The following is a 19,736-nucleotide window of genomic DNA, read 5'->3' on the forward strand; positions in this document are numbered from 1 at the left end:
CGGATGAGCGGTTTTTTTTGAAACGAAAACCGGCCGCAGCCGCTATCGCAATCAGTCCTCGAGCAACGACAGATCGCGCACCGCGCCTTTGTCGGCCGACATGACCAGCTTCGCGTAGGCCTTCAGCGCCGCCGACACCTTGCGCGGACGCGGCTTGGCGGGTTTCCAGCCCTTCGCGTTCTGCTCGTCGCGGCGGCTCGCCAGTTCGGCGTCCGACAGCAGCACGTTGATCGTGCGGTTCGGAATGTCGATGCGGATCTTGTCGCCGTCGCGCACGAGGCCGATCGCGCCGCCCGCTGCCGCCTCCGGCGAGCAATGGCCGATCGACAGGCCAGAAGTGCCGCCGGAGAAGCGGCCGTCCGTCAGCAGCGCGCACGCTTTGCCTAGACCCTGCGACTTGATGTAGCTCGTCGGATAAAGCATTTCCTGCATGCCCGGGCCGCCTTTCGGACCTTCGTAGCGCACGATCACCACGTCGCCCGCCTTGACCTTGCCCGCGAGGATATTTTCCACCGCTTCGTCCTGCGATTCGGTGACGTGAGCCGTACCCTCGAACACCAGAATGCTTTCGTCGACGCCGGCGGTCTTCACCACGCAGCCGTCGAGCGCGATGTTGCCCGTCAGCACCGCGAGGCCGCCTTCCTTCGAGAACGCATGCTCGTAAGAGCGGATGCAACCTTCGGCACGGTCGAGATCCAGACTGGGCCAGCGCGTGTTCTGGCTGAACGCTACCTGCGTCGGAACGCCGGCCGGGCCCGCCATGTAGAAGGTCCGGACGGCCTCGTCCCCGGTGCGCACGATATCCCACTGATCCAGCGCGTCTTTCAGCGTGGGCGCGTGCACCGTGGGCACGTCCGTGTGCAGCTTGCCGGCCCGGTCCAGCTCGCCGAGAATCGCCATGATGCCGCCTGCGCGGTGCACGTCCTCAATGTGGTACTTGTTCGTATTGGGCGCCACCTTGCACAGTTGCGGCACGATGCGCGACAGACGGTCGATATCCGTCATCGTGAAGTCGATCTCGGCTTCGCGCGCAATTGCCAGCAGGTGCAAGATCGTGTTGGTGGAACCGCCCATCGCGATATCGAGCGTCATCGCGTTTTCGAACGCCTTGAAGCCGACCGCACGGGGCAACACGCTCGCCTCTTCCTGCTCGTAGTACTGGCGGGCCAGTTCCACGATGCGGCGGCCAGCGCGCCTGAAGAGCTGCTCGCGGTCCGCGTGTGTCGCGACCACGGTGCCGTTGCCGGGCAACGACAAGCCGAGCGCCTCGGTCAGGCAGTTCATCGAGTTAGCCGTGAACATACCCGAGCACGAGCCGCAGGTCGGGCATGCGGAGCGTTCGACTTCCGCCACGTCGGCGTCGGAATAGGCTTTGTCGGCGGCGATCACCATCGCGTCCACGAGGTCGAGCTTCTTGAATTCGATCGTGCCGGTCTTCGGATTGGCGAGGCGCGTCTTGCCGGCTTCCATCGGGCCGCCGGACACGAAGATCACGGGAATGTTCAGGCGCATGGCGGCCATCAGCATGCCGGGCGTGATCTTGTCGCAGTTCGAGATGCACACCATCGCGTCGGCACAGTGCGCATTGACCATATATTCGACCGAATCCGCGATGATGTCGCGGCTCGGCAGCGAATACAGCATGCCGTCGTGGCCCATCGCAATGCCGTCATCGACGGCGATGGTGTTGAATTCCTTGGCTACGCCGCCTGCGGCTTCGATCTCGCGTGCGACGAGCTGGCCGAGGTCTTTCAGGTGCACGTGTCCGGGCACGAACTGGGTGAACGAATTGACCACCGCAATAATCGGCTTCGAGAAGTCTTCGTCTTTCATGCCGGTGGCGCGCCACAAGGAGCGCGCCCCAGCCATGTTGCGACCGGCGGTGGAGGTTTTGGAACGGTATGCGGGCATCGTGGTGGTTGAATGAATATCGCTTGAAAGAAGCGGGCCAAGGGAGTGAAGGCCCCTCGAGCGCCCGTGCGAACAACCTTTTGAGCCGCGCCCCGGGCAAAGCGCGCAATTATCCCACAGGCCCCGGCAGCGTGCGGCTCACGCGTGCGGCCTTGCGGTCATCGCACTGAAAATCGCCGTGATGCGGGAAAGGCGGTTCAGAAAGAAAAGCGGCGCACGAAGGCGCCGCTTTGCGTTGCTACTGAAGCTGGAACGTCGCGCCTGCTCGTGGCGGACTTGTCGTCACTTACTTCGCGGTGACCGCACCATCGGTCTGGGACCAACGCGGCTCCGCCGTCCGGTCCGCGCTTTTCGCGAGCAGACACACCACGGCGGCCGCGATAATGTCGAATACGGCCAGCACGACGAAGAGCGGACTGTAGCCGACCTGCGTGACGAGGACACCGAACAACGCGGTGAACGCCGCAGCGCCGAGATAGCCGGCCATGCCGCCCATGCCCGTTGCAGTAGCCACTTCGTTCTTGCCGAACATGTCGGACGTGATCGCATACAGCGCGCCGGACAAGGTCTGGTGCGCGAAGCCGCCGACGCACAGCAGGGCAACCGCCACGTACGGACTCGCGACGAGGCCCACACACGCCGGTCCGATCATGCACAGCGCGCCGACCACGAACACCATTTTGCGCGACGTGAACAGCGAGACTTTCGCGTACTTATGAAACAGCGGGCTCAGGTAGCCACCGAGCACACAGCCGATATCCGCTGCGAGAAACGGCATCCATGCATACAGCGCGATTTCCTTCAGATTCATGTGACGCTCGGTCATCATATACAGCGGGATCCACGCGTTGAATGTCTGCCATGCCGGTTCCGACAGAATGCGCGGAATGCCGATCGCCCAGAAGTCGCGGCTGCGCAGCATGGCCGACCAGCTGCGCTTGGGCGCGCCCGCGTCGCTGTGCTTTGCTTCCTGGCCGCTCAGGATGTAGTCGCGCTCACCGTCGCCGAGCAGTTTCTGATTGCGCGGATGCTTGTACAGCAGCATCCACACTGCGCTCCAGACAATGCCCGCTACACCGACGATCACGAACGCCAGTTGCCACTGGCCGTGCAGCAGCGCCCACACCACGAGCGGCGGCGCCAGCAACGCACCGATCGACGAACCGATGTTGAACCAGCCGATCGCAACCGAACGCTCCTTTGCCGGGAACCACTCACTGGTGGCCTTTACGCCGGCCGGAATGCCAGCCGCTTCGGCAATGCCGAGCAGGCCGCGGAAAAATGCAAGGCTGCGCCATCCGGTCGACCACGCCGCCGCCGCGCAGGCGAGGGACCACGCCAGCGCGAACGCGGCGAAGCCGATCTTTGTGCCGACCGTATCGAGCAGGAAACCCGCAACCGGCTGCATGAATGCATAGCAAAGTTGCCACGCGACGACCACGTGAGCGTATTGCTCGGTCGTGATGTGCAGATCTTTCATCAACGTCGGCGCGGCCACCGACAGCGTATTGCGCGCGAGATAGTTGATGATGAGCCCGGCCGCGACCAGACTGACCATCCACCAACGGATGCCCTTGATCTTCATTGCTGCGTCTCCTAATACTTGAGCTTTCAGGACGGCCGCGCGGCCGAAGCGGCTGCATCGCGCGCGCCGTTGTCCGCGTCGTCGCGCGAATAGTCGATGCCGACAAACCCGCCGCCCTGGAAGCGCTGACCCAATGCGTCGAGCGGATTCGGGCGCGCGAGAACCTCCTCGGCGTAGTCTTCGGCGTTCTGCTTCGGCGTGTAGCCGAGACGCTCGGCGCCGCTGTTGTCCCACCAGCTGCGGGTATTGGCCGATACGCCCCACACGGTGATGAAGCCCAGGTCTTCTGCTTCGATGCAGCGGTCGAGGAAATGCATCAGGTCCGCGTGACCGAACCAGGTGCTCAGGTGACGCGGCTCCGTCGGACGTTCGAGACAACTGCCGATGCGCACGCACACGCTTTCGATACCGTGCTTGTCCCAATACATGCGTGCGAGCGCTTCGCCCCACACCTTGCTCAGCCCATAGAAGCCGTCCGGGCGCAGTTCGCAATCGAGGCTCAGGCGCTCCGTCACCGGGTACATTCCGATCGCGTGATTCGAACTCGCGAACACGATCCGCTTGACGCCGTGTCGGCGCGCGCCCTCGTAGACCTCGACGAGACCGCGCAGATTGTTTTCGATGATCTCGGGCAGCGGACGCTCCACGCTCGTCCCGGCAAAGTGGATCAACACGTCGACGCCGTCGAGCAGCCGATCGACGACCGCCGGATCGCGCAGGTCGCCGTGCATCACATCCTCGCCTTCGACGAGAGGCGTCAGCGGCTTAGAGCCCGCCGCCGAACGCAACGGAGTGCCGCGCGCAATGAATGCGGCGCGCACGACCGAGCCAAGCTGGCCTCCGGCGCCACTCAGGGCAATCTTCTTCATAGGGGTTCCTTTACTGCACCGGCTTGCGAGCGGCGGGGATAAATCCACACCTCGGCTTGGGTGAGATCGGTTAGTGCTCGATCTAGTTGTACGATAACGTACTATCTCCGATGCGGAAGCGGAATTCAATTAGGCATTTACCCTGATAATAACGCTTCTTTGAAAGCTTTCTCTCAGACGAATTGCGCTGCAAAGCGCTTAATATTCGTGCGATGTCGTATAACCATCCATGAACCTCGTATCGGTCCTTAGCACCACGACATACCGCGCACCCACTCCAAGGGTCTTCGGCATCCGAAGCGCCTCGTCCGCAGGAGCACCGCCTTCGGACGGCTTGCTGCGACGCGGTCGATTGCCGCAGTTTCGCGTCACGCCTCTTAATCAGCGCAAAACTGGCAATAAGAAAAAGCTGATATGCGTCAATGGCTTGCAGCATAAGAATCGCCATAACCCACAAAACAACGCGGTTTTTTGACGCACGTCGCGGCGCAGCATAAATCGCGCGCTTCCCCTAATCTTCGGCCATCTGCGAAACGCAGTGCGCACCGACACCGGTCGACGCGCGTAGTCCGCCCACGCGGCATCACGCACTTCACGATCATGAACTCCGCAATATCGGCATTCGACCTCGCCCGCATCCAGTTTGCGTTCACCGTCTCTTTTCATATCGTCTTTCCGGCGCTGAGCATTGGCCTCGCTAGCTTTATCGCCGTGCTCGAATGGCGCTGGCTGAAAACCGGCAAGGCGTACTACAAGGACCTGTGCCTCTTCTGGTCGAAGATTTTCGCCGTCGCCTTCGGCATGGGCGTGGTGTCCGGCGTCGTGATGAGCTATCAGTTCGGCACCAACTGGTCGGGCTTTTCCAGTTTCGCCGGACCCGTCACCGGACCTCTGTTGATGTACGAGGTCATGACCGCGTTTTTCCTCGAAGCCGGCTTCCTCGGCATCATGTTGTTCGGCTGGCAGCGCGTGAGTCCGCGCGCGCACTTCGGCGCGACGCTGATGGTCGCCATCGGCACGCTGATCTCCACGTTCTGGATTCTCGCGTCGAATAGCTGGATGCAGACGCCGCAAGGATTCGAAGTCGTGAACGGCCGTGTGGTGCCGCTCGACTGGTTCAAGATCATCTTCAATCCGTCGTTCCCGTACCGGCTCGCACATATGGCGCTCGCGGCGTTTATCGTCGCCGGGCTCGTCGTGGCGGCGGTGGGCGCGTGGCATCTGCTGCGCGGACGGCGCGATCCGGCCGTCAAGAAGATGTTCTCGATGGCGCTGTGGCTGCTGCTGGTTCTCACGCCGATCCAGGCGTTCGTCGGCGATCAGCATGGCTTGAACACGCGCGAATATCAGCCGGCCAAGATCGCTGCAATCGAAGGTCTGTGGGACACCGAAAAAGGCGGCACCGCGCTGAACCTGTTCGGCATCCCCGATATGCAGGCGGAGACCACGCGCTATGCAGTGTCGATCCCACGCTTGGGCAGCCTGATTCTCACGCATAGCTGGGACGGCGAAATACGCGGCCTGAAGGAATTCCCGCCGCAAGACCGGCCGAACTCGACGGTGGTGTTCTGGAGTTTCCGGATCATGGCCGGGCTGGGCGTGCTGATGATCGTCATGTCGATCGCCGCGTGGGTGTTGCGCCGTCGCGGGCGCCTGTTCGAGTCGAAGTGGTTCCAGCGCGTCGCCGTGGCGATGGGTCCGAGCGGTTTCATCACGCTGCTGGCGGGCTGGGTCACGACTGAAGCCGGTCGTCAGCCATGGGTCGTCTATGGCGTGATGCGCACGTCGCAAGCCGTGTCGCCGCTCACCGCGCAACAGGTTGGCATTTCGCTGATGGCGTTCGTGGTCGTGTATTTCCTCGTATTCGGCACGGGCATCTATTACATGCTCAAGCTGATGCGCTCGGGCCCGGCGCTCCCTGGACATACGCCGCACGGCGTGTCTGGGCAAACGCCGAACCAGACCGCGCGCCGCCCTTTCTCCGCCGCCGATCAGATGATCGACGCCGCCTAACCCTGATCGCCTGCGAGTAACAAAATGGACGTAACCGTAGTGTGGGCCGCAATCATCGCGCTAGGCCTTTTCATGTATGTCGTGCTGGACGGCTTCGATCTGGGCATCGGCATCGTCTTTCCGTTCTTCCCCGAGGAGAACGAACGCGACCTGATGATGAACACCGTCGCGCCGGTCTGGGACGGTAACGAGACCTGGCTCGTGCTCGGCGGGGCCGCGCTCTTCGCCGTGTTCCCGATGGTGTATTCCACCGTATTGTCTGCGCTGTATTTGCCGCTCATCTTCATGCTCGTGTGCCTGATCTTTCGCGGCGTGTCCTTCGAGATTCGCGCAAAGGCGAATCGCACGAAGCATATGTGGGACCTCGCGTTCATCGGCGGGTCCGCGGGCGCGACGTTTTTTCAGGGCGTCGTGCTCGGGGCATTTCTGCAAGGCATTCCGGTGATCGACGGCGCGTATGCCGGCGACGCCTTCGGCTGGCTCACTCCGTTCAGCCTGTTGACCGGCCTCGGGCTCATCGTCACGTACGCATTGCTGGGCTGCTGCTGGCTCATCGCGAAAACGGAGGGCGACCTGCAGCGCCGCCTGCATCGCGTGGTGTGGCCGCTGACTGTGGTGCTGCTCGGCTTCATCGCGATGGTGAGCCTGTGGACGCCGCTGCAAGACCCGAACATCGCGCAACGCTGGTTCCACGACGGTCTCTTCTATCGGCTACTGCCTGTCCCCTTCATGGTCGCGGCCTGCGCGGTCCTGATGCGACGCGCGGTGCGGGAGCGGCATCACAACACGCCGTTCGTCCTCGCGTTACTGCTCGTGCTGCTCGGTTATGCCGGACTGCTGGTGAGCCTGTGGCCGTATGCGATACCGTCGAGCGTGACGCTGTGGGACGCGGCCGCGCCGCGCTCCAGCCAGACGTTCACGCTGGTCGGCGCAGCGGTGATTCTGCCGATCATCATCGCGTACACGACGATGGGTTACTGGGTATTTCGAGGCAAGGTGCGTCATGGCGACCAACATCACTATCACTAACTCCGCGCGCAAGCTGCCGGGCTGGCTCTGGTTCATTGCGCTGTGGTGCCTCGGCGTGGGCTCGGCCATGTCGCTCGGTTTCGCCTTCAAGCTTCTGATGAATGCGACGCTATTTGCCGTGAAATGACGGCTCGCCGCGCGAGCGCCCGTACGGTTTATCCGGCTCGCATAAGCTTTCGTATCGGACTGCCGCGGCTTCAAAAACGACGCGCACGGCTCGTCTACGTAGCAAGCCGGAACCAATGCGCGAGTGAGACCTGCACGGATCAGTCATAGATAAAAACGTGGCGCCGGCGATGCCACCAGCAGAGAATGACCGGGGCGGCAAGCCACAAGGCCCGCCGCCCCGCACCGATCGGCTTATGATTACGGGGTAGCCGGCAATGATGCGATTCACGACAACAGAAGTAAAACAAGACCCAGCAACAGCGGTAGTCCACAACGCGCAAGCCCGACTCGTGGAGACATCATGAAGTTTCTTGTGGCGGACGACCATGAATTGATCCGGCAAGGCGTCAAGGGCATGCTCCGCGGACTCGACGCCGACGCCCAGTTCGACGAAGCCGATACCTGGGAAACACTCGCCGCCGCGGCGCGGCCCGACGCCGATCACGATCTCGCGATCGTCGATTTGCATATGCCGGGCATGAGCGGCGCATCGTCGCTCGAAATATTGCTGAAGGCGAATCCGGCTCTCCCGGTAGTCGTACTTTCCGCCGAAGAGTCGCCGGACGAGATGCGTGCGGTGCTGGCAGCCGGCGCGCTCGGCTTCGTGCCCAAGCGGCAGCCCGCAAGCGTCATGTTGAAGGCCATCGAACTGGTGCTGTCGGGCGGCGCATATGTGCCGATGGAAGCGCTCAGCCTGCTTGGCTCACGCGACGCCCAATCCGCGGACTCATGCGCGGAGCGCGCCAGCGCTGGATCGTCGCAGCAGGCAGCGCCGGGCGGCGCCGGCCAGAGCACGGCGACGCTGACCGAACCGATCGCACAGTTGCAGGCGTTGCAGCCGCATCAGCAGCACTTGCTCGAGAACCTGTCGCCGCGTCAGCAGGAAATCATGCGGCTCGTGCATCGCGGCTGGACCAACAAGATGATTGCACGCGAACTCGGCGTGGCCGAGGGCACCGTCAAGGTGCATCTATCGGTGATTTTCCGGGCGCTCGGCGTGCACAACCGGTCGATGGCAATCGCGGTGATCAACGGCTGGCTCGAAGCTGGGAAAACGCTGTAGCGACGGTGGTCGGCAATGCGACGTGCTCGCGTTTGTGAACTGTCGCGGGCACGTCTTGAAGCAGATCTGCATTTGCTCGTGCTTGCGTGTGCTTGCCTCCGCCCATTCCCGACGCTAGCGCCGCGCTGCTGTGAAAACCCGCGACCTCCCTGCTATCACCGCCTACCCTTCCTGTTGCGATGCGCTCTGCGGACGATGCCGCACTTGGACGCCAACCCTGCCTTGCGGCATGATCGCCTGAGCGCCGCCATTCTCTTCGCTCAGCACGGTCCCTTCACTGCCTGCATCGGCGCTCTGGCCCGCAGGCAATTCCGAAGCGGCGCCCTGATGCCCCTTGTCGAGTTCCGCCTGTTGCCACAGCATTTCCAGCGTGCGCCGCAAACGCGCCGCCGTCACCGGCTTGTGCAAAACCGGAATGCCTTGCAAGGCGAGCGCAGCCAGTTCGGCCGACGCCATGTCGCCCGTAATCAGCAGCGTCACCACACCTTCGTGGCCTGCGTGCGCGAGCATGCTGCGCACTGCCGTGAGCGCCTGCGCGCCGGTCCTGTGATTGGCCAACTGATAGTCGCATAGCACCGCATCGGGCACGAAACCGTCCGCCAGCGCGGCCAGCGCAGCGGCTTCGTCGCGTGCGCCGCGCACCGTGCAGCCCCAGCGCCCGAGCAGCGCGGAAAGGCCTTCGAGAATCGACGGTTCGTCGTCGATGCACAGCACCTGCCGCCCTTGCGCCGACGGTCCGCGCGCCCCCGCTTCGTTCAGGCTCGCAACAATTGCGCTCGCGTCGCCCTCCTGCACCGGGAAGCGGAACACCGAACCGCGGCCCGGCGCCGAGCGCAACTGCAACTCGCCGCCCAGCATGCCGACCAGTCGCTTGACCGTCGGCAGCCCGAGGCCATGACCCTGGCGCGCGTCGCGCTGCGGGTTCGCGACCTGATAGAACTCCTCGAAAATGCGTTCATGCTCTTCAGCGGGAATACCGATGCCCGAATCGCGCACCTCGATATACCCGCCCGTGGTTCGCCCCGCGCGCCGGACACCGAGCCAGATCGCGCCTTCCTCGGTATAGCGCACGGCGTTCGACAGCAGATTGCTCAGCACGCGTTCGAGCAGCACCGGATCGTCGTGGACCACCATTGACGTCGGCGGGATTCGCAGTGCGAGCCCTTTCGCCGCCGCCTGCGGTCGATACTGGCTGCCGACGCGCTCGAACAACTCGGAGAGCCGGAAATGCAGACGGATCACCTGCGTGACACCGCTCTCGAGCCGCGCGAGATCGAGCACCTGGTTGAACAGCTGATTGAGTGCTTCGACGTTATAGACAATGTGCTCGGCGGTCTTCGCATGCTGCGCGGGCGTCGCCGCCGGATCGTTCAGCGACGCCGCGAGCAGGCCGATCGCGTGCAGCGGCTGACGCAGGTCGTGGCTCGCTGCAGCGAAAAAGCGCGTTTTCGCGAGACTGGCCTCTTCGGCGACATGCTTTTGCATCGCAAGCGATTCGGCGAGGTACTGCTGATCGACGCGCGCCTGCACCACCTGCTGGAAGAGCTTCCGGTAGCTCAGCGCATACACGTTGATCGCGCAAAAGAAGAACGCGAGCACGATGGCAAGAATCGTGCGGTCGAACGTATGCGTGCCGAAGTGCAGCAGGATCGACGGGAACAGCAGGAATGGAATGGCCGTGGAGAAATTGAGCATGTCGAAACCGTTCGACATGAACACGCCCGCTGCCAGCGTCACAAGCATCACAGTGTGCAAGAGCGGCAAATCGCTCTGCGGGCTCTGGAACGCGAACCAGATGGCGATTCCAGGCGCGCTGTAAAGCAGCACGCCGCGCACGGCATGCAGATTGATCCAGCCGCGCGGCGAAACGAGATGCGCATAACGCCGGTTGCAGATCCACAGCGCGAGGCCCGCACAATTGGCCGCTGCATAGAACCCGAAGCAGGCAATGAAAAGCGGCGGCGAGGGTATGGCGGGCCAGTAGAGGGCAACCAGCACCGCGATCGAAAACCAGTGCGAGAAGAACGCGATCGGATCTTGCGCGTACAGCACGCGCACCAGGTCTTCGTCGATTGCACGCTGGATCGGGTCAGCCCGCATCGCGCGGTCTCCTTGTGGGGCACGGCAAATTCGGTGAGGTGGCGCGAAAGCCCAGCGCTCGCATGAAGCGCGGCCCGGCGTGTTGCGCAAGAGCTTGCACGGTCTACGGCAATGCAGCGGCGAGGCGCAACCGCTTTCTCATCAGACGAATGAGGGGCGCCCTGTCAGATGGTTTACCTGGCAGTTTACCCATCAGCTACGACTTAATCCATATATGCGAAGCCGCCGCCGGCGACCATACTGCTTGCACAACATAGCGCGGCCCAACCGGTTCCATCGTCGATTCTTCGCCTGCAGTCGAGGCTCACCGCGCTTCTCGCCTTACCCTAATGGAGGCTTTCATGGGCGCAGTTCCGAGCCACGAGTTCGTCCGCAATCTCGACGATGCGATCCTGCCCGATCTATGGCGCCGCCGTACCCGACTGTCCGCCGACGAGATGGTGTCGATGGTCGAGCTGGTCAAGCGGGCCTTGCGCACGTATCACCCGCTGGAGTTGCAGGCGCTCGGCGAAGACAAGGAAGAACTGGTCGCACAGTTCATTTATTCCAAGGTGTTGCGCCTCGCGCCCGGCCACACGGAAACGCATGCCTGCGCGGACAGCGCGCCATCCAACGGCTACGCATTGTGCGCGTATTTTCGCCGCTATCTGATCGACTGCCTGCGCAGCGCCGGCCATCAACGCAACGTGTCGATGGAAACCGACGGCATGGCGCAGGAAATCGATCTGCACGCCCAGGCATTGGAAGACCCCGTGCAAAGCGTGCTGCTGCAATATGGTCTCAACGAGCAGTGGGTGCGGCTCGCAGCTCGCGCATTTATCGAACGCCTCGACGAGCCCGAGCGCATCGTGCTGGCCGGTAGCCTTGGCTGGTGCTCGGAAGGCAAAGGTGGTTTGTCTGCGGTTGCGGCCCAGCATCGTGTGCCCTCGTATCACTATCGCGCCGTCAAACTCGGCGTCACCATGAAAAAGACGGCCACCGCCGACGATTTTTCCAACACGAAGATCGGCCGCTGGCTCACGGACGTGCTGGGCATCGAAATAGACATCGACAATCGCGGCGCCATTCTGCTTGCGCTCAACCTGCTTGCGGCAGAATCGAGCGATAGCGAAATGAATGAAGTAGCCGCGTAACAGCGCAAATGGATCAGCGCCAGGCAGAAGGCAAAAAAAACCGGGGGCGGCACCAATGCCGCCTAGCGCATCGCGTCGATGCGCCTTTTTTTGTCATCCCGCACCGCCTACGATAAAAAAACCGCGAGAGCGCGCCGTCTAAGTTGCGCAGCTCGGATCCGTTTCCCAGCATCGATTCCTGACGAGGTGGTCCAGTATGAACCGCTTATCGAGCGCCATGACGGCGATGAAATCGCACTACGAAGTCGTCGTGATCGGTTCGGGTTACGGCGGCGCCATCGCCGCAAGCCGCATGGCGCGCGCGGGTCGCAGCGTGTGCGTGCTCGAGCGCGGGCGCGAATTCATGGCCGGCGAATTCCCGCGCACACCTTTTCAGGGCGCCGAGCAGGTGCAATACAACACGGCGCTCGCGCAAATCGGCTCGCCGCTCGCGCTGCTCGAAGTGCATGTGAACGACGACGTCAACGCCGTGGTCGGCTGCGGCCTCGGCGGTACTTCGCTGATCAACGCCAATGTCGCATTGAAGGCCGATCCGCGCCTGTGGGACGACCGGCGCTGGCCCGCCGCGTTGCGCGCCGATCAGGCCGGACGCGACAAAGGTTATCAGCGTGCGTGGGACATGCTCGAACCGTCGCCCGTCCCGGCGCGCTTCCGCAAATTGCCGAAACTGGTTGCGCTCGGAAAATCCGCCGAGGCGCTCGGCATGGCAGACCGCTTCAGCACGCCGCCTGTGACCGTTACGTTCGAGGACCGCACCAACGCGGCCGGCGTCCCGCAGAAAGCGTGCACTGGTTGCGGCGACTGCAACTCGGGCTGCAACTACGACGCCAAGAATTCCACGCACATGAACTATCTGCCCGATGCCGTCGCGCACGGCGCGCAGATTTTCACGGGAGCCGCGGTGCATTCGGTGGTGCGCAATGTGGACACGCAGAAGTGGCAAGTCGCCTACCAGCTCGTGCGTCTCGGCCGCGAGAGCTACGATGCGCCGGACCTCTTCGTCACCGCCGACATCGTGATCGTGTCGGCGGGAACAATCGGCTCGAGCGCGTTGCTCCTGCGTTCGCGCAACGAGGGCTTGAACGTATCCGGCATGCTCGGCCAGCGCTTCACGGGCAACGGCGACGTGCTCGCCTTCGCGTACAACACCGACGGCGTGATCAACGGCGTCGGCTGGGGCGCGCATGTCGATCGCGAAATACCTCCGGTCGGCCCGACTATCACTGGCCTGATCGATCATCGCAATACCGCGGACGTCAACGACGGCTTCGTGATCGAGGAAGGTTCGCTCGCCGGGCCGATCGGCGCGGCGCTCGTCGGCATGCTAGGCGCCGCTGCGCCGCTCTCGGGCGTGGATGTTTCGGGGTCGCGCACGATCGAACAGCAGTTTGCTTACGACGCACGGGTCGTCGAAGGGTTGCTGCACGGACCCTATCGCGGCGCGCTCAATCACACGCAAAGCTACCTCGTGATGGCGCACGACGACGAAAGCGGCCAGATCAGCGTGAATGAAAAGGGACGGCCGCGCATCGCATGGGAAAACGCGGGCAAGCAGCCCATTTTCGCAACCGTCGAGGACACACTAAAGAGAGCGACCGTTCCGCTCGGCGGCAAATACCTGCGCGATCCGATTTCGAACGACATTTTCGGCAACCGGACCGTGACCGTGCATCCGCTTGGCGGCTGCGCGATGGGCGAGGACGCGCAGCATGGCGTGGTCGATCATATGGGCCGCGTTTTCAGCGGCAAGACCGGCACCGACGTACACGAGGGCCTCTACGTGATGGACGGCGCGGTCATGCCCCTGTCGCTCGGTGTGAATCCGTTGTGGACGATCTCGGCGCTCGCCGAGCGCAATTGCGCGCTGCTGGCGGCATCGCGAGGCTGGACGATCGACTACGATTCGAAGGGCACCGCCGGCACGCCACCCGTGCAGAAGATCGGACTGCGTTTCACCGAAACAATGGTCGGCCACTACACGCCGACCGGCGCGAACGAGGCCGCCGCAAGCCCCATTGCTTTCACGCTCACGGTCGAATCCGACGACCTCGCCGATATGCTTGGCAATCCCGATCATATGGCGAGAACGGCCGGCACGCTGACCTGCCCTGCTCTGTCCGCACAGCCAATGACGATCACCGAGGGCACCTTCAATCTCTTCGTGGCCGACCCGGACGACGTTGACGAGCGCAACATGAACTATCGAATGACGCTCAATTCGGCGGAAGGCAAGACCTGGTATCTGAGCGGGCAAAAGATCATTACACGTACGTCGCCGCTCGAGTTGTGGGAGCAGACGAACACGCTGTATGCGCAGGTTCGCGATGCGCCGTCGATCGACGCGCCGCCTGTGGGCACCGCGAAGCTGGTCATCACGCCGGAAAACTTCCTGAAGCAGCAACGCACGCTCGAAGTCACCAATGCGCCCGATCTGACAACGCGTCTCGAATGGACGTTGAAGTTCGGCAAGTTCTTTGCTGGCGTGCTGTTCAGCGAATATGGCGGCGTTGCTGCGCCTTTACAGTACTACGACCCGAACGGGGCACCACGCCTGAAGCGTGCCCTTCGTGCGCCAGCGCCACAGGTGTTCTTCTTCGACACGCTGGACGGCACGCACCTGCGGCTCACGCGCTACGTCGATCCAGCGCGCAAGAACGCGCGCCCTGTGTTGCTGATTCACGGCTCAGGCGTGTCGAGCCGTATCTTCTCGACGGATCTGATCGGCACCAACCTCGTCGAATATCTGTGCGCCGCGGGCTACGACGTGTGGCTCGTGGATCTTCGCGTGAGCATCGAAATGCCGAGCGTGCTCGTGCCGACGAACGTCGATAAGGTCGCGCTCGAAGACATTCCCGCAGCCGTTGCAAAGATTCGCGAAGTGACGGGCGCAGCGGATATCCAGGCGCTAGGCCACTGCATGGGCGGCCTCGCGTTGAGCATGTCGCTGATGGCGGGACTCGAAGGCGTGCGCTCTGCGGTGATATCGCAGGTGGCCGCGCATCCGGTGCCAGGCCGGCTCGGCAGGATCAAGGCCGGCCTGCATATCCCCGACATCATGCAGCACCTTGGCGTGACCGACCTCACTGCCTACACAAAGGACGAAAGGTGGCCGCACAATCTGTTCGACGAAGCACTGCGGCTCTACCCGGTCGATCACGACGAGGGCTGCGGCAACCCGATCTGTCATCGCGCGACTTTCATGTACGGCCTGCTCTACGAACACGCACAGGTGAGCGAGACACTTCATTCGAATTTGCAGGAACTGCTCGGCGTACATGACGTCGGCGTGTTCAAGCATCTCGCCGCCATGGTGCGCGCGGGCAACGTCGTCAACGCCGACGGTGATGACGTCTATCTGAAAGGCGCGCGCGGCATGAAAGGGCTGGAAGGCATGCGGATTCCGATCGGTTTTATTCACGGCGACTGCAACGAAACGTATGTGCCGCAAAGCACCGCGCTCACCTACGAGATGCTCGTCAATGCGTTTCCCGAACAGCCTTATGAGCGGTATCTGATCCCGGGTTACGGACACATCGACTGCATCTTCGGCAAGAACGCGGCAGTCGATGTCTATCCGTCTATTGCGCGCTATCTGAACGCGCACTAAAGCCGTATTTCAGAACAGCTTGCCTGGATTGAGAATGCCGTTGGGGTCGAGCGCATGCTTGATTGCTGCCATGGCTGCGAGTTCGGCAGGCGAGCGCGAGATGGGCAGAAACTCGCGCTTGAGCAAACCGATTCCATGTTCAGCCGACACGGACCCATGCAGCGGCCCGAGCATTTCATAAACGAACGCGTACACGGCGTGATGATCGACGCCCGGGATCGAATGGCCGTCCACGGTGACATGCAAATTCGAGTCGCCGATGTGCCCGAAGAAATATGATTCGTTGCCGGGCCACCGTTCGTTCAGGGCCGAGCGGCAGCGTTCCACGAATTCGCCGATCACGCTGATCGGCAGACTCACGTCGAAATTGATCGCATCGAGCCGCACTGGAAATTCGGCGGTGCATTCGCGAATGGCCCATAGCGCACGCGCGTCTGCCACGGATTGCGCTATCACCGCATCGCGGATCGCGCCTTGCTCGAGCGCGTCGGTAAGCGCGGCGGAAAAGCGCTCGCCGTTGTCGCTTGCATCGAAACTCGCGTGTTCGATCAGCGCGTAGAGCGGATGCGATCCGTTGAACGGCGAACGCGCGCCCGTAAGCTCGACGCCGAATTCGTAGAAGTCCGGCCACATGATTTCGAATGCGCCGATGTCGTTGCCGAAACGCGTCGACAGACGCCGGAGCAGATTGACGGCCGCATCATAGCCATCGAGTGCGACGAGCGCCGTGTGACGTGCGGCGCGCTGCGGATGAAGCCGCAGCACCGCGCGCGTGATGATGCCGAGCGTGCCTTCCGAGCCGATGAACCAGTGCTTGAGGTCATAGCCGGTGTTGTTCTTGACCATCTTGCCAAGCGAGGTCAACACGTCGCCATTGGCGAGCACGACTTCGAGACCCAGCACCTGATCGCGCGCGGTCCCCGACTGGATCACGCGATTGCCGCCTGCATTGGTCGCGAGATTGCCGCCGATCTGGCATGAGCCGCGCGCGCCGAGATCGAGCGCGAGTTCAAAGCCCGCTTGCGCCGCCGCTTCCTGTGCGGTTTGCAAGGTCGTGCCGGCGCGCACCGTCAGCGTGGCCGAAGCCGCGTCGATTTCCTCGATGCCGGTCAAGCGTTCCAGCGACAACGCGATGTCGGTGGCGCGAGCAATCGCTCCGCCGGCGAGGCCCGTCATACCGCCCTGCGGCACCACTGGCTGACAGGCAGCATGGCAAATGGCGAGCGCACGCGAGACGTCCTCCGTGCTGCGCGGCAGCAGCAATGCGGCAGGCCGGGTCGGAGCGTGACGCGTCCAGTCGGTCAGCGCGCGTTCGCCGATCTCGTCGCCCACGCGCACCGCCTCATCGCCGAGCGCGGCACGCAGCGCGTCGAGCGTTGCGGCAAGCGGAGCCGTGAGGCCAGCCGTGCTGATCGGCGGGTTCGCGTTGCTGTTATCGGTCATGCAAGTGTTCCTTCGGTGACCTGTTTGCTTATGTCGTTTGAGCAGCGTGCTTCTTCCGATAGCCCATTGAATCGTTGATGCGCCCGAGAATATAGTCGCCCGCGGCCACCGGCTGATACTTTGGATGGTCCGCGCTCGCGCCCAGATCGCGCGGATCGACGATTGCGCCGTAGGTCGGATCGTAGAACGTCGCGATCGAATAACGCTCACGCCCAGACGCATTGATCACGCGATGAAGTGTCGAGCGAAACCGGTCGTCGGTCCAGCGAGCGAGAAGATCGCCGACGTTGACGACGAAGCTGCCCTCCACAGGCGGCGCATCGATCCACGTATCGTTGGCGATTTCACGCACCTGCAAGCCGCCCACCTGGTCCTGCCACAGCAGTGTGATGCAGCCGTAATCGGTATGCGGCGCGACACCGAATTGATCTTCGTCCGACTGAGGCGGCTGCGGCGGATAGTAGACCATCTGCGTGCGCTGCATCCGCTTCGTATAACGCGGCGCGAAAAAATGTTCGTCGACGCCAAGACTGACCGCCACCGCGCGCAGCAGATCGGCGCCGCATGCGCCCACCGCCTCGTAGTAGCCGTACAACGCGGGACGCAGCTCGGGCATGAACTCCGGCCAGTTGTTCGGTCCGCGTAGCGCCTGGCCCGCGAGCACATCCGGATCGTCTTCGGGCAATTCGAGTCCGATGCTGAAAAACTCTTTGTAATCGGGCCGTTTTGCCTGGTACATGGTCGCGTCGCCAAGCGCATTAAAACCGCGATGCCGATGGTTGACCGCCGCGCGCCGTTTGATCTCGGGTGCGAAGGCGAAGAACGTGCGCGCAGCCTGTGCCGCCGCGTCGATTGTCGCTTGCGGCACGCCGTGATTGACGATGTAGAAGAAGCCGATCGTCGTGCACGCTTCGCGAATTTCCTGCGCCACGCGCTGCAACGCATGCGGGTCGCCCGCGCGCACGCCGGCAAAGTCAATGAGTGGAATACGGGTCACAGGCATCGCGTTGCTCCGTAAGAGGACCGGCCGGACCGGCGGGTCGCCAGGTCATTGCAGTGGTATATACCGCCAAAAGCGTGCTCGCAAGTGAACGCGCGGCTCTTCCTATAAGGGCTTTTCTCTACTGGCGTGTTTATTTATTTCGCGCGAATACTGCGGTATATACTGCCTCGCATGACTTGCGCCGAACCGCTTTGTGCGGTCCTCGCTTTGCCAACCGGAGAATCTCATGAGCATCCTTTCAGGCTGGAAGTGTCGTTTGGTCATGCTGGCATTGTGCGCCGCAAGTGTTGCCGCTCATGCGGAAGACCAGCTCGCCAAAGTGAAGAAGGCCGGCGAGCTCGTGGTTGGCACCGAGATGCAGTTCGCGCCGTTCGACTTCCTCGAAAACGGTCAACAGGCCGGTTTCAACAAGGATCTGTTCGCCGAGGTTGGCAAGGAACTCGGCGTGAAGGTGCGCTTTATCGACTTGCCGTGGCCGAGCGTGCTGCCCGGCCTCGAAGCGGGCAAGTTCGATATGGTGGGCGGCCCGCTCACCGTCACCAAGGCGCGCATGGAACGCTACACATACACGCTGCCGGTTGCGGATGCCACCGACGCACTGCTCAAGCGCGCGAACGACACCGCCCTCAAACAATCGTCGGATATCGCGGGCAAGACCGTGGGCGCAGGCAAGGGTTCGGCTCAACTCGATCAGTTGAAGGCATATGTCGCCACGTTGCCGAAGCCGCCTGAAATCCGCGAATACGTCGACAACAACCAGGCGTATGCCGACCTCGCCGCCGGCCGCATTGCCGCGGTGGCGAATTCAATGACCAACATCGCCTACGTCGCCAAACAGCGTCCTGAAACCTTCGCAGTGGTGCAGCCGCCGTTCGGCGCGAAAGTGTACTTTGCGTACTGCCTGCGCAAAGACGCCGACAGCAAGCCGCTCGCAGACGCGTTCAATGCGGCGCTCGTGAAAATGCACAACGACGGACGGCTCGCGACTTTGCAGAAGAAGTGGTTCGGCGTTGCAATGGACGCCCCGACGACCATGCCCGCGCCGAACTATTGAGTTCGTTCCAGAAGCACATTGCACGCATAGTCAGCGCACGCTAGTGCCTATTTAATGCGTACCTAACGCACATTGGCGAGGTCGACGCCCATGTTCAGCACGACCGTCTTCGTTCAGGGCATGCCGCTCCTGCTGCACGCGGCGCTTGCCACCATCGGCGTTTCGCTGACGGGCCTTTTCATCGGCTTTTTCGTCGCGGTCGGCGTGTGCGCGGCGCGCCTGTCGCCGAATCGCGCCGCGCGCAGATTCGGCGGTGCGTATGTGTTTTTCTTTCGCGGCGTGCCGATGCTCGTGCAATTGCTGCTGGTGTATTACCTACTGCCGTTCGCCGGCATCAACGTATCGCCGCTCGTCGCCGCGATCAGCGCGGTATCGCTGTGCTCGGCCTCCTACATCGCCGAAATTCTGCGCGGCGGTTTTCTCAGCATTCCGCCGGGTCATATAGAAGCCGCACGCATGCTCGGCCTCTCGCCGTTCGACACGCTCCGGCGCATTCTCGTGCCCCAGGCGTTTCGCCTGACGCTACCGTCGCTCGTCAATGAAATGGTGCTGCTGATCAAGGCCTCGTCGCTGATTTCGGTTGTCGGCGTGGCGGAGTTGACCCGCACCGCGCAGAACATCGCCGCGAGTACTTACAGACCGCTCGAGGCGTATCTTGCCGCCGGGCTTATTTACTTCGTGATTTGCGGTGCGCTCGCGCTGATCGCGCATGCCGCCGAGTTCCGTCTGAAGCACGCCTGATCGGCCCGGAGCCTTCG

At 62.7% G+C, this 19,736-nt stretch carries 14 protein-coding genes; 8 read left to right on the forward strand and 6 right to left on the reverse strand.

The features are described from left to right. Positions 1–51: 51 nt before the first annotated feature. The 3 genes from ilvD to BCA01S_RS31090 all read right to left on the reverse strand — a co-directional run bounded on the left by ilvD (position 52) and on the right by BCA01S_RS31090 (position 4,365). Positions 52–1,911 (reverse strand): dihydroxy-acid dehydratase, encoded by a 1,860-nt coding sequence (gene ilvD, locus BCA01S_RS31080; protein WP_027780230.1) that lies wholly within the window; start codon positions 1,909–1,911, stop codon positions 52–54. A 286-nt stretch (positions 1,912–2,197) separates the two neighbouring features. After that, positions 2,198–3,496 carry an MFS transporter gene (locus tag BCA01S_RS31085; RefSeq protein WP_027780231.1) on the reverse strand — a complete coding sequence of 433 codons (1,299 nt, stop codon included), beginning with the start codon at positions 3,494–3,496 and terminating at the stop codon, positions 2,198–2,200. A gap of 26 nt (positions 3,497–3,522) precedes the next feature. Further along, a complete protein-coding gene (locus BCA01S_RS31090) occupies positions 3,523–4,365 on the reverse strand; it encodes an NAD-dependent epimerase/dehydratase family protein (protein WP_027780232.1) in 843 nt (280 codons plus the stop codon). A 600-nt stretch (positions 4,366–4,965) separates the two neighbouring features. Between BCA01S_RS31090 and BCA01S_RS31100 the strand changes: the two genes are divergently transcribed. From BCA01S_RS31100 to BCA01S_RS31115, 4 genes are all read left to right on the forward strand, one after another. Then, the gene (locus BCA01S_RS31100; RefSeq protein WP_027780233.1) at positions 4,966–6,378 is read left to right on the forward strand and encodes a cytochrome ubiquinol oxidase subunit I; all 1,413 of its coding nucleotides are present in this window, start codon (positions 4,966–4,968) and stop codon (positions 6,376–6,378) included. 24 nt (positions 6,379–6,402) lie between these two features. Then, entirely contained in the window at positions 6,403–7,407 is a 1,005-nt protein-coding gene (cydB, locus tag BCA01S_RS31105) for a cytochrome d ubiquinol oxidase subunit II (protein ID WP_027780234.1), read from the forward strand. After that, a complete protein-coding gene (locus BCA01S_RS38645; protein WP_020070323.1) occupies positions 7,382–7,534 on the forward strand; it encodes a hypothetical protein in 153 nt (50 codons plus the stop codon). Before cydB ends, BCA01S_RS38645 begins: the two co-directional genes overlap by 26 nt. 342 nt (positions 7,535–7,876) lie before the next feature. Then, entirely contained in the window at positions 7,877–8,638 is a 762-nt protein-coding gene (locus BCA01S_RS31115) for a response regulator transcription factor (protein ID WP_027780235.1), read from the forward strand. Positions 8,639–8,800: 162 nt separating this feature from the next. On the opposite strand, the gene BCA01S_RS31125 is transcribed toward BCA01S_RS31115, so the two are convergent. Then, the gene (locus BCA01S_RS31125; RefSeq protein ID WP_027780236.1) at positions 8,801–10,738 is read right to left on the reverse strand and encodes an ATP-binding response regulator; all 1,938 of its coding nucleotides are present in this window, start codon (positions 10,736–10,738) and stop codon (positions 8,801–8,803) included. Between the two features lie 341 nt (positions 10,739–11,079). Here BCA01S_RS31125 and BCA01S_RS31130 point away from each other — a divergent pair, with 341 nt between their 5' ends. Next, positions 11,080–11,871: a hypothetical protein gene (locus BCA01S_RS31130; protein WP_027780237.1), complete on the forward strand. Its 792-nt coding sequence runs from the start codon at positions 11,080–11,082 to the stop codon at positions 11,869–11,871. A gap of 196 nt (positions 11,872–12,067) precedes the next feature. Then, complete coding sequence (locus tag BCA01S_RS31135; RefSeq protein ID WP_027780238.1) at positions 12,068–15,478, forward strand: alpha/beta fold hydrolase; 3,411 nt, start codon at positions 12,068–12,070, stop codon at positions 15,476–15,478. Between the two features lie 9 nt (positions 15,479–15,487). Here the strand turns inward: BCA01S_RS31135 and BCA01S_RS31140 are convergent, their stop codons facing one another. Beyond that, positions 15,488–16,921, reverse strand: coding sequence for an FAD-binding oxidoreductase (locus BCA01S_RS31140; RefSeq protein ID WP_027780239.1), 1,434 nt, complete (start codon positions 16,919–16,921; stop codon positions 15,488–15,490). A gap of 28 nt (positions 16,922–16,949) precedes the next feature. Then, the gene (locus tag BCA01S_RS31145; RefSeq protein ID WP_027780240.1) at positions 16,950–17,924 is read right to left on the reverse strand and encodes an isopenicillin N synthase family dioxygenase; all 975 of its coding nucleotides are present in this window, start codon (positions 17,922–17,924) and stop codon (positions 16,950–16,952) included. Between the two features lie 226 nt (positions 17,925–18,150). On the opposite strand from BCA01S_RS31145, the gene BCA01S_RS31150 reads away from it, so the two are divergent. Then, positions 18,151–18,978, forward strand: a complete 828-nt coding sequence (locus BCA01S_RS31150; protein WP_027780241.1) for a transporter substrate-binding domain-containing protein — start codon at positions 18,151–18,153, stop codon at positions 18,976–18,978. A 90-nt stretch (positions 18,979–19,068) separates the two neighbouring features. Continuing rightward, entirely contained in the window at positions 19,069–19,719 is a 651-nt protein-coding gene (locus BCA01S_RS31155; RefSeq protein ID WP_020070315.1) for an amino acid ABC transporter permease, read from the forward strand. The last annotated feature ends 17 nt before the right edge of the window (positions 19,720–19,736 follow it).

Source organism: Paraburkholderia caledonica NBRC 102488 (assembly GCF_000685095.1).
Taxonomy (GTDB): domain Bacteria; phylum Pseudomonadota; class Gammaproteobacteria; order Burkholderiales; family Burkholderiaceae; genus Paraburkholderia; species Paraburkholderia caledonica.

What these genes read in the sequence shown, in the direction of transcription:
- ilvD (WP_027780230.1), bottom strand. Translation starts at nt 1,911, where the DNA reads ATGCCCGCATACCGTTCCAAAACCTCCACCGCCGGTCGCAACATGGCT.
- BCA01S_RS31085 (WP_027780231.1), bottom strand. Translation starts at nt 3,496, where the DNA reads ATGAAGATCAAGGGCATCCGTTGGTGGATGGTCAGTCTGGTCGCGGCC.
- BCA01S_RS31090 (WP_027780232.1), bottom strand. Translation starts at nt 4,365, where the DNA reads ATGAAGAAGATTGCCCTGAGTGGCGCCGGAGGCCAGCTTGGCTCGGTC.
- BCA01S_RS31100 (WP_027780233.1), top strand. Translation starts at nt 4,966, where the DNA reads ATGAACTCCGCAATATCGGCATTCGACCTCGCCCGCATCCAGTTTGCG.
- cydB (WP_027780234.1), top strand. Translation starts at nt 6,403, where the DNA reads ATGGACGTAACCGTAGTGTGGGCCGCAATCATCGCGCTAGGCCTTTTC.
- BCA01S_RS38645 (WP_020070323.1), top strand. Translation starts at nt 7,382, where the DNA reads ATGGCGACCAACATCACTATCACTAACTCCGCGCGCAAGCTGCCGGGC.
- BCA01S_RS31115 (WP_027780235.1), top strand. Translation starts at nt 7,877, where the DNA reads ATGAAGTTTCTTGTGGCGGACGACCATGAATTGATCCGGCAAGGCGTC.
- BCA01S_RS31125 (WP_027780236.1), bottom strand. Translation starts at nt 10,738, where the DNA reads ATGCGGGCTGACCCGATCCAGCGTGCAATCGACGAAGACCTGGTGCGC.
- BCA01S_RS31130 (WP_027780237.1), top strand. Translation starts at nt 11,080, where the DNA reads ATGGGCGCAGTTCCGAGCCACGAGTTCGTCCGCAATCTCGACGATGCG.
- BCA01S_RS31135 (WP_027780238.1), top strand. Translation starts at nt 12,068, where the DNA reads ATGAACCGCTTATCGAGCGCCATGACGGCGATGAAATCGCACTACGAA.
- BCA01S_RS31140 (WP_027780239.1), bottom strand. Translation starts at nt 16,921, where the DNA reads ATGACCGATAACAGCAACGCGAACCCGCCGATCAGCACGGCTGGCCTC.
- BCA01S_RS31145 (WP_027780240.1), bottom strand. Translation starts at nt 17,924, where the DNA reads ATGCCTGTGACCCGTATTCCACTCATTGACTTTGCCGGCGTGCGCGCG.
- BCA01S_RS31150 (WP_027780241.1), top strand. Translation starts at nt 18,151, where the DNA reads ATGAGCATCCTTTCAGGCTGGAAGTGTCGTTTGGTCATGCTGGCATTG.
- BCA01S_RS31155 (WP_020070315.1), top strand. Translation starts at nt 19,069, where the DNA reads ATGTTCAGCACGACCGTCTTCGTTCAGGGCATGCCGCTCCTGCTGCAC.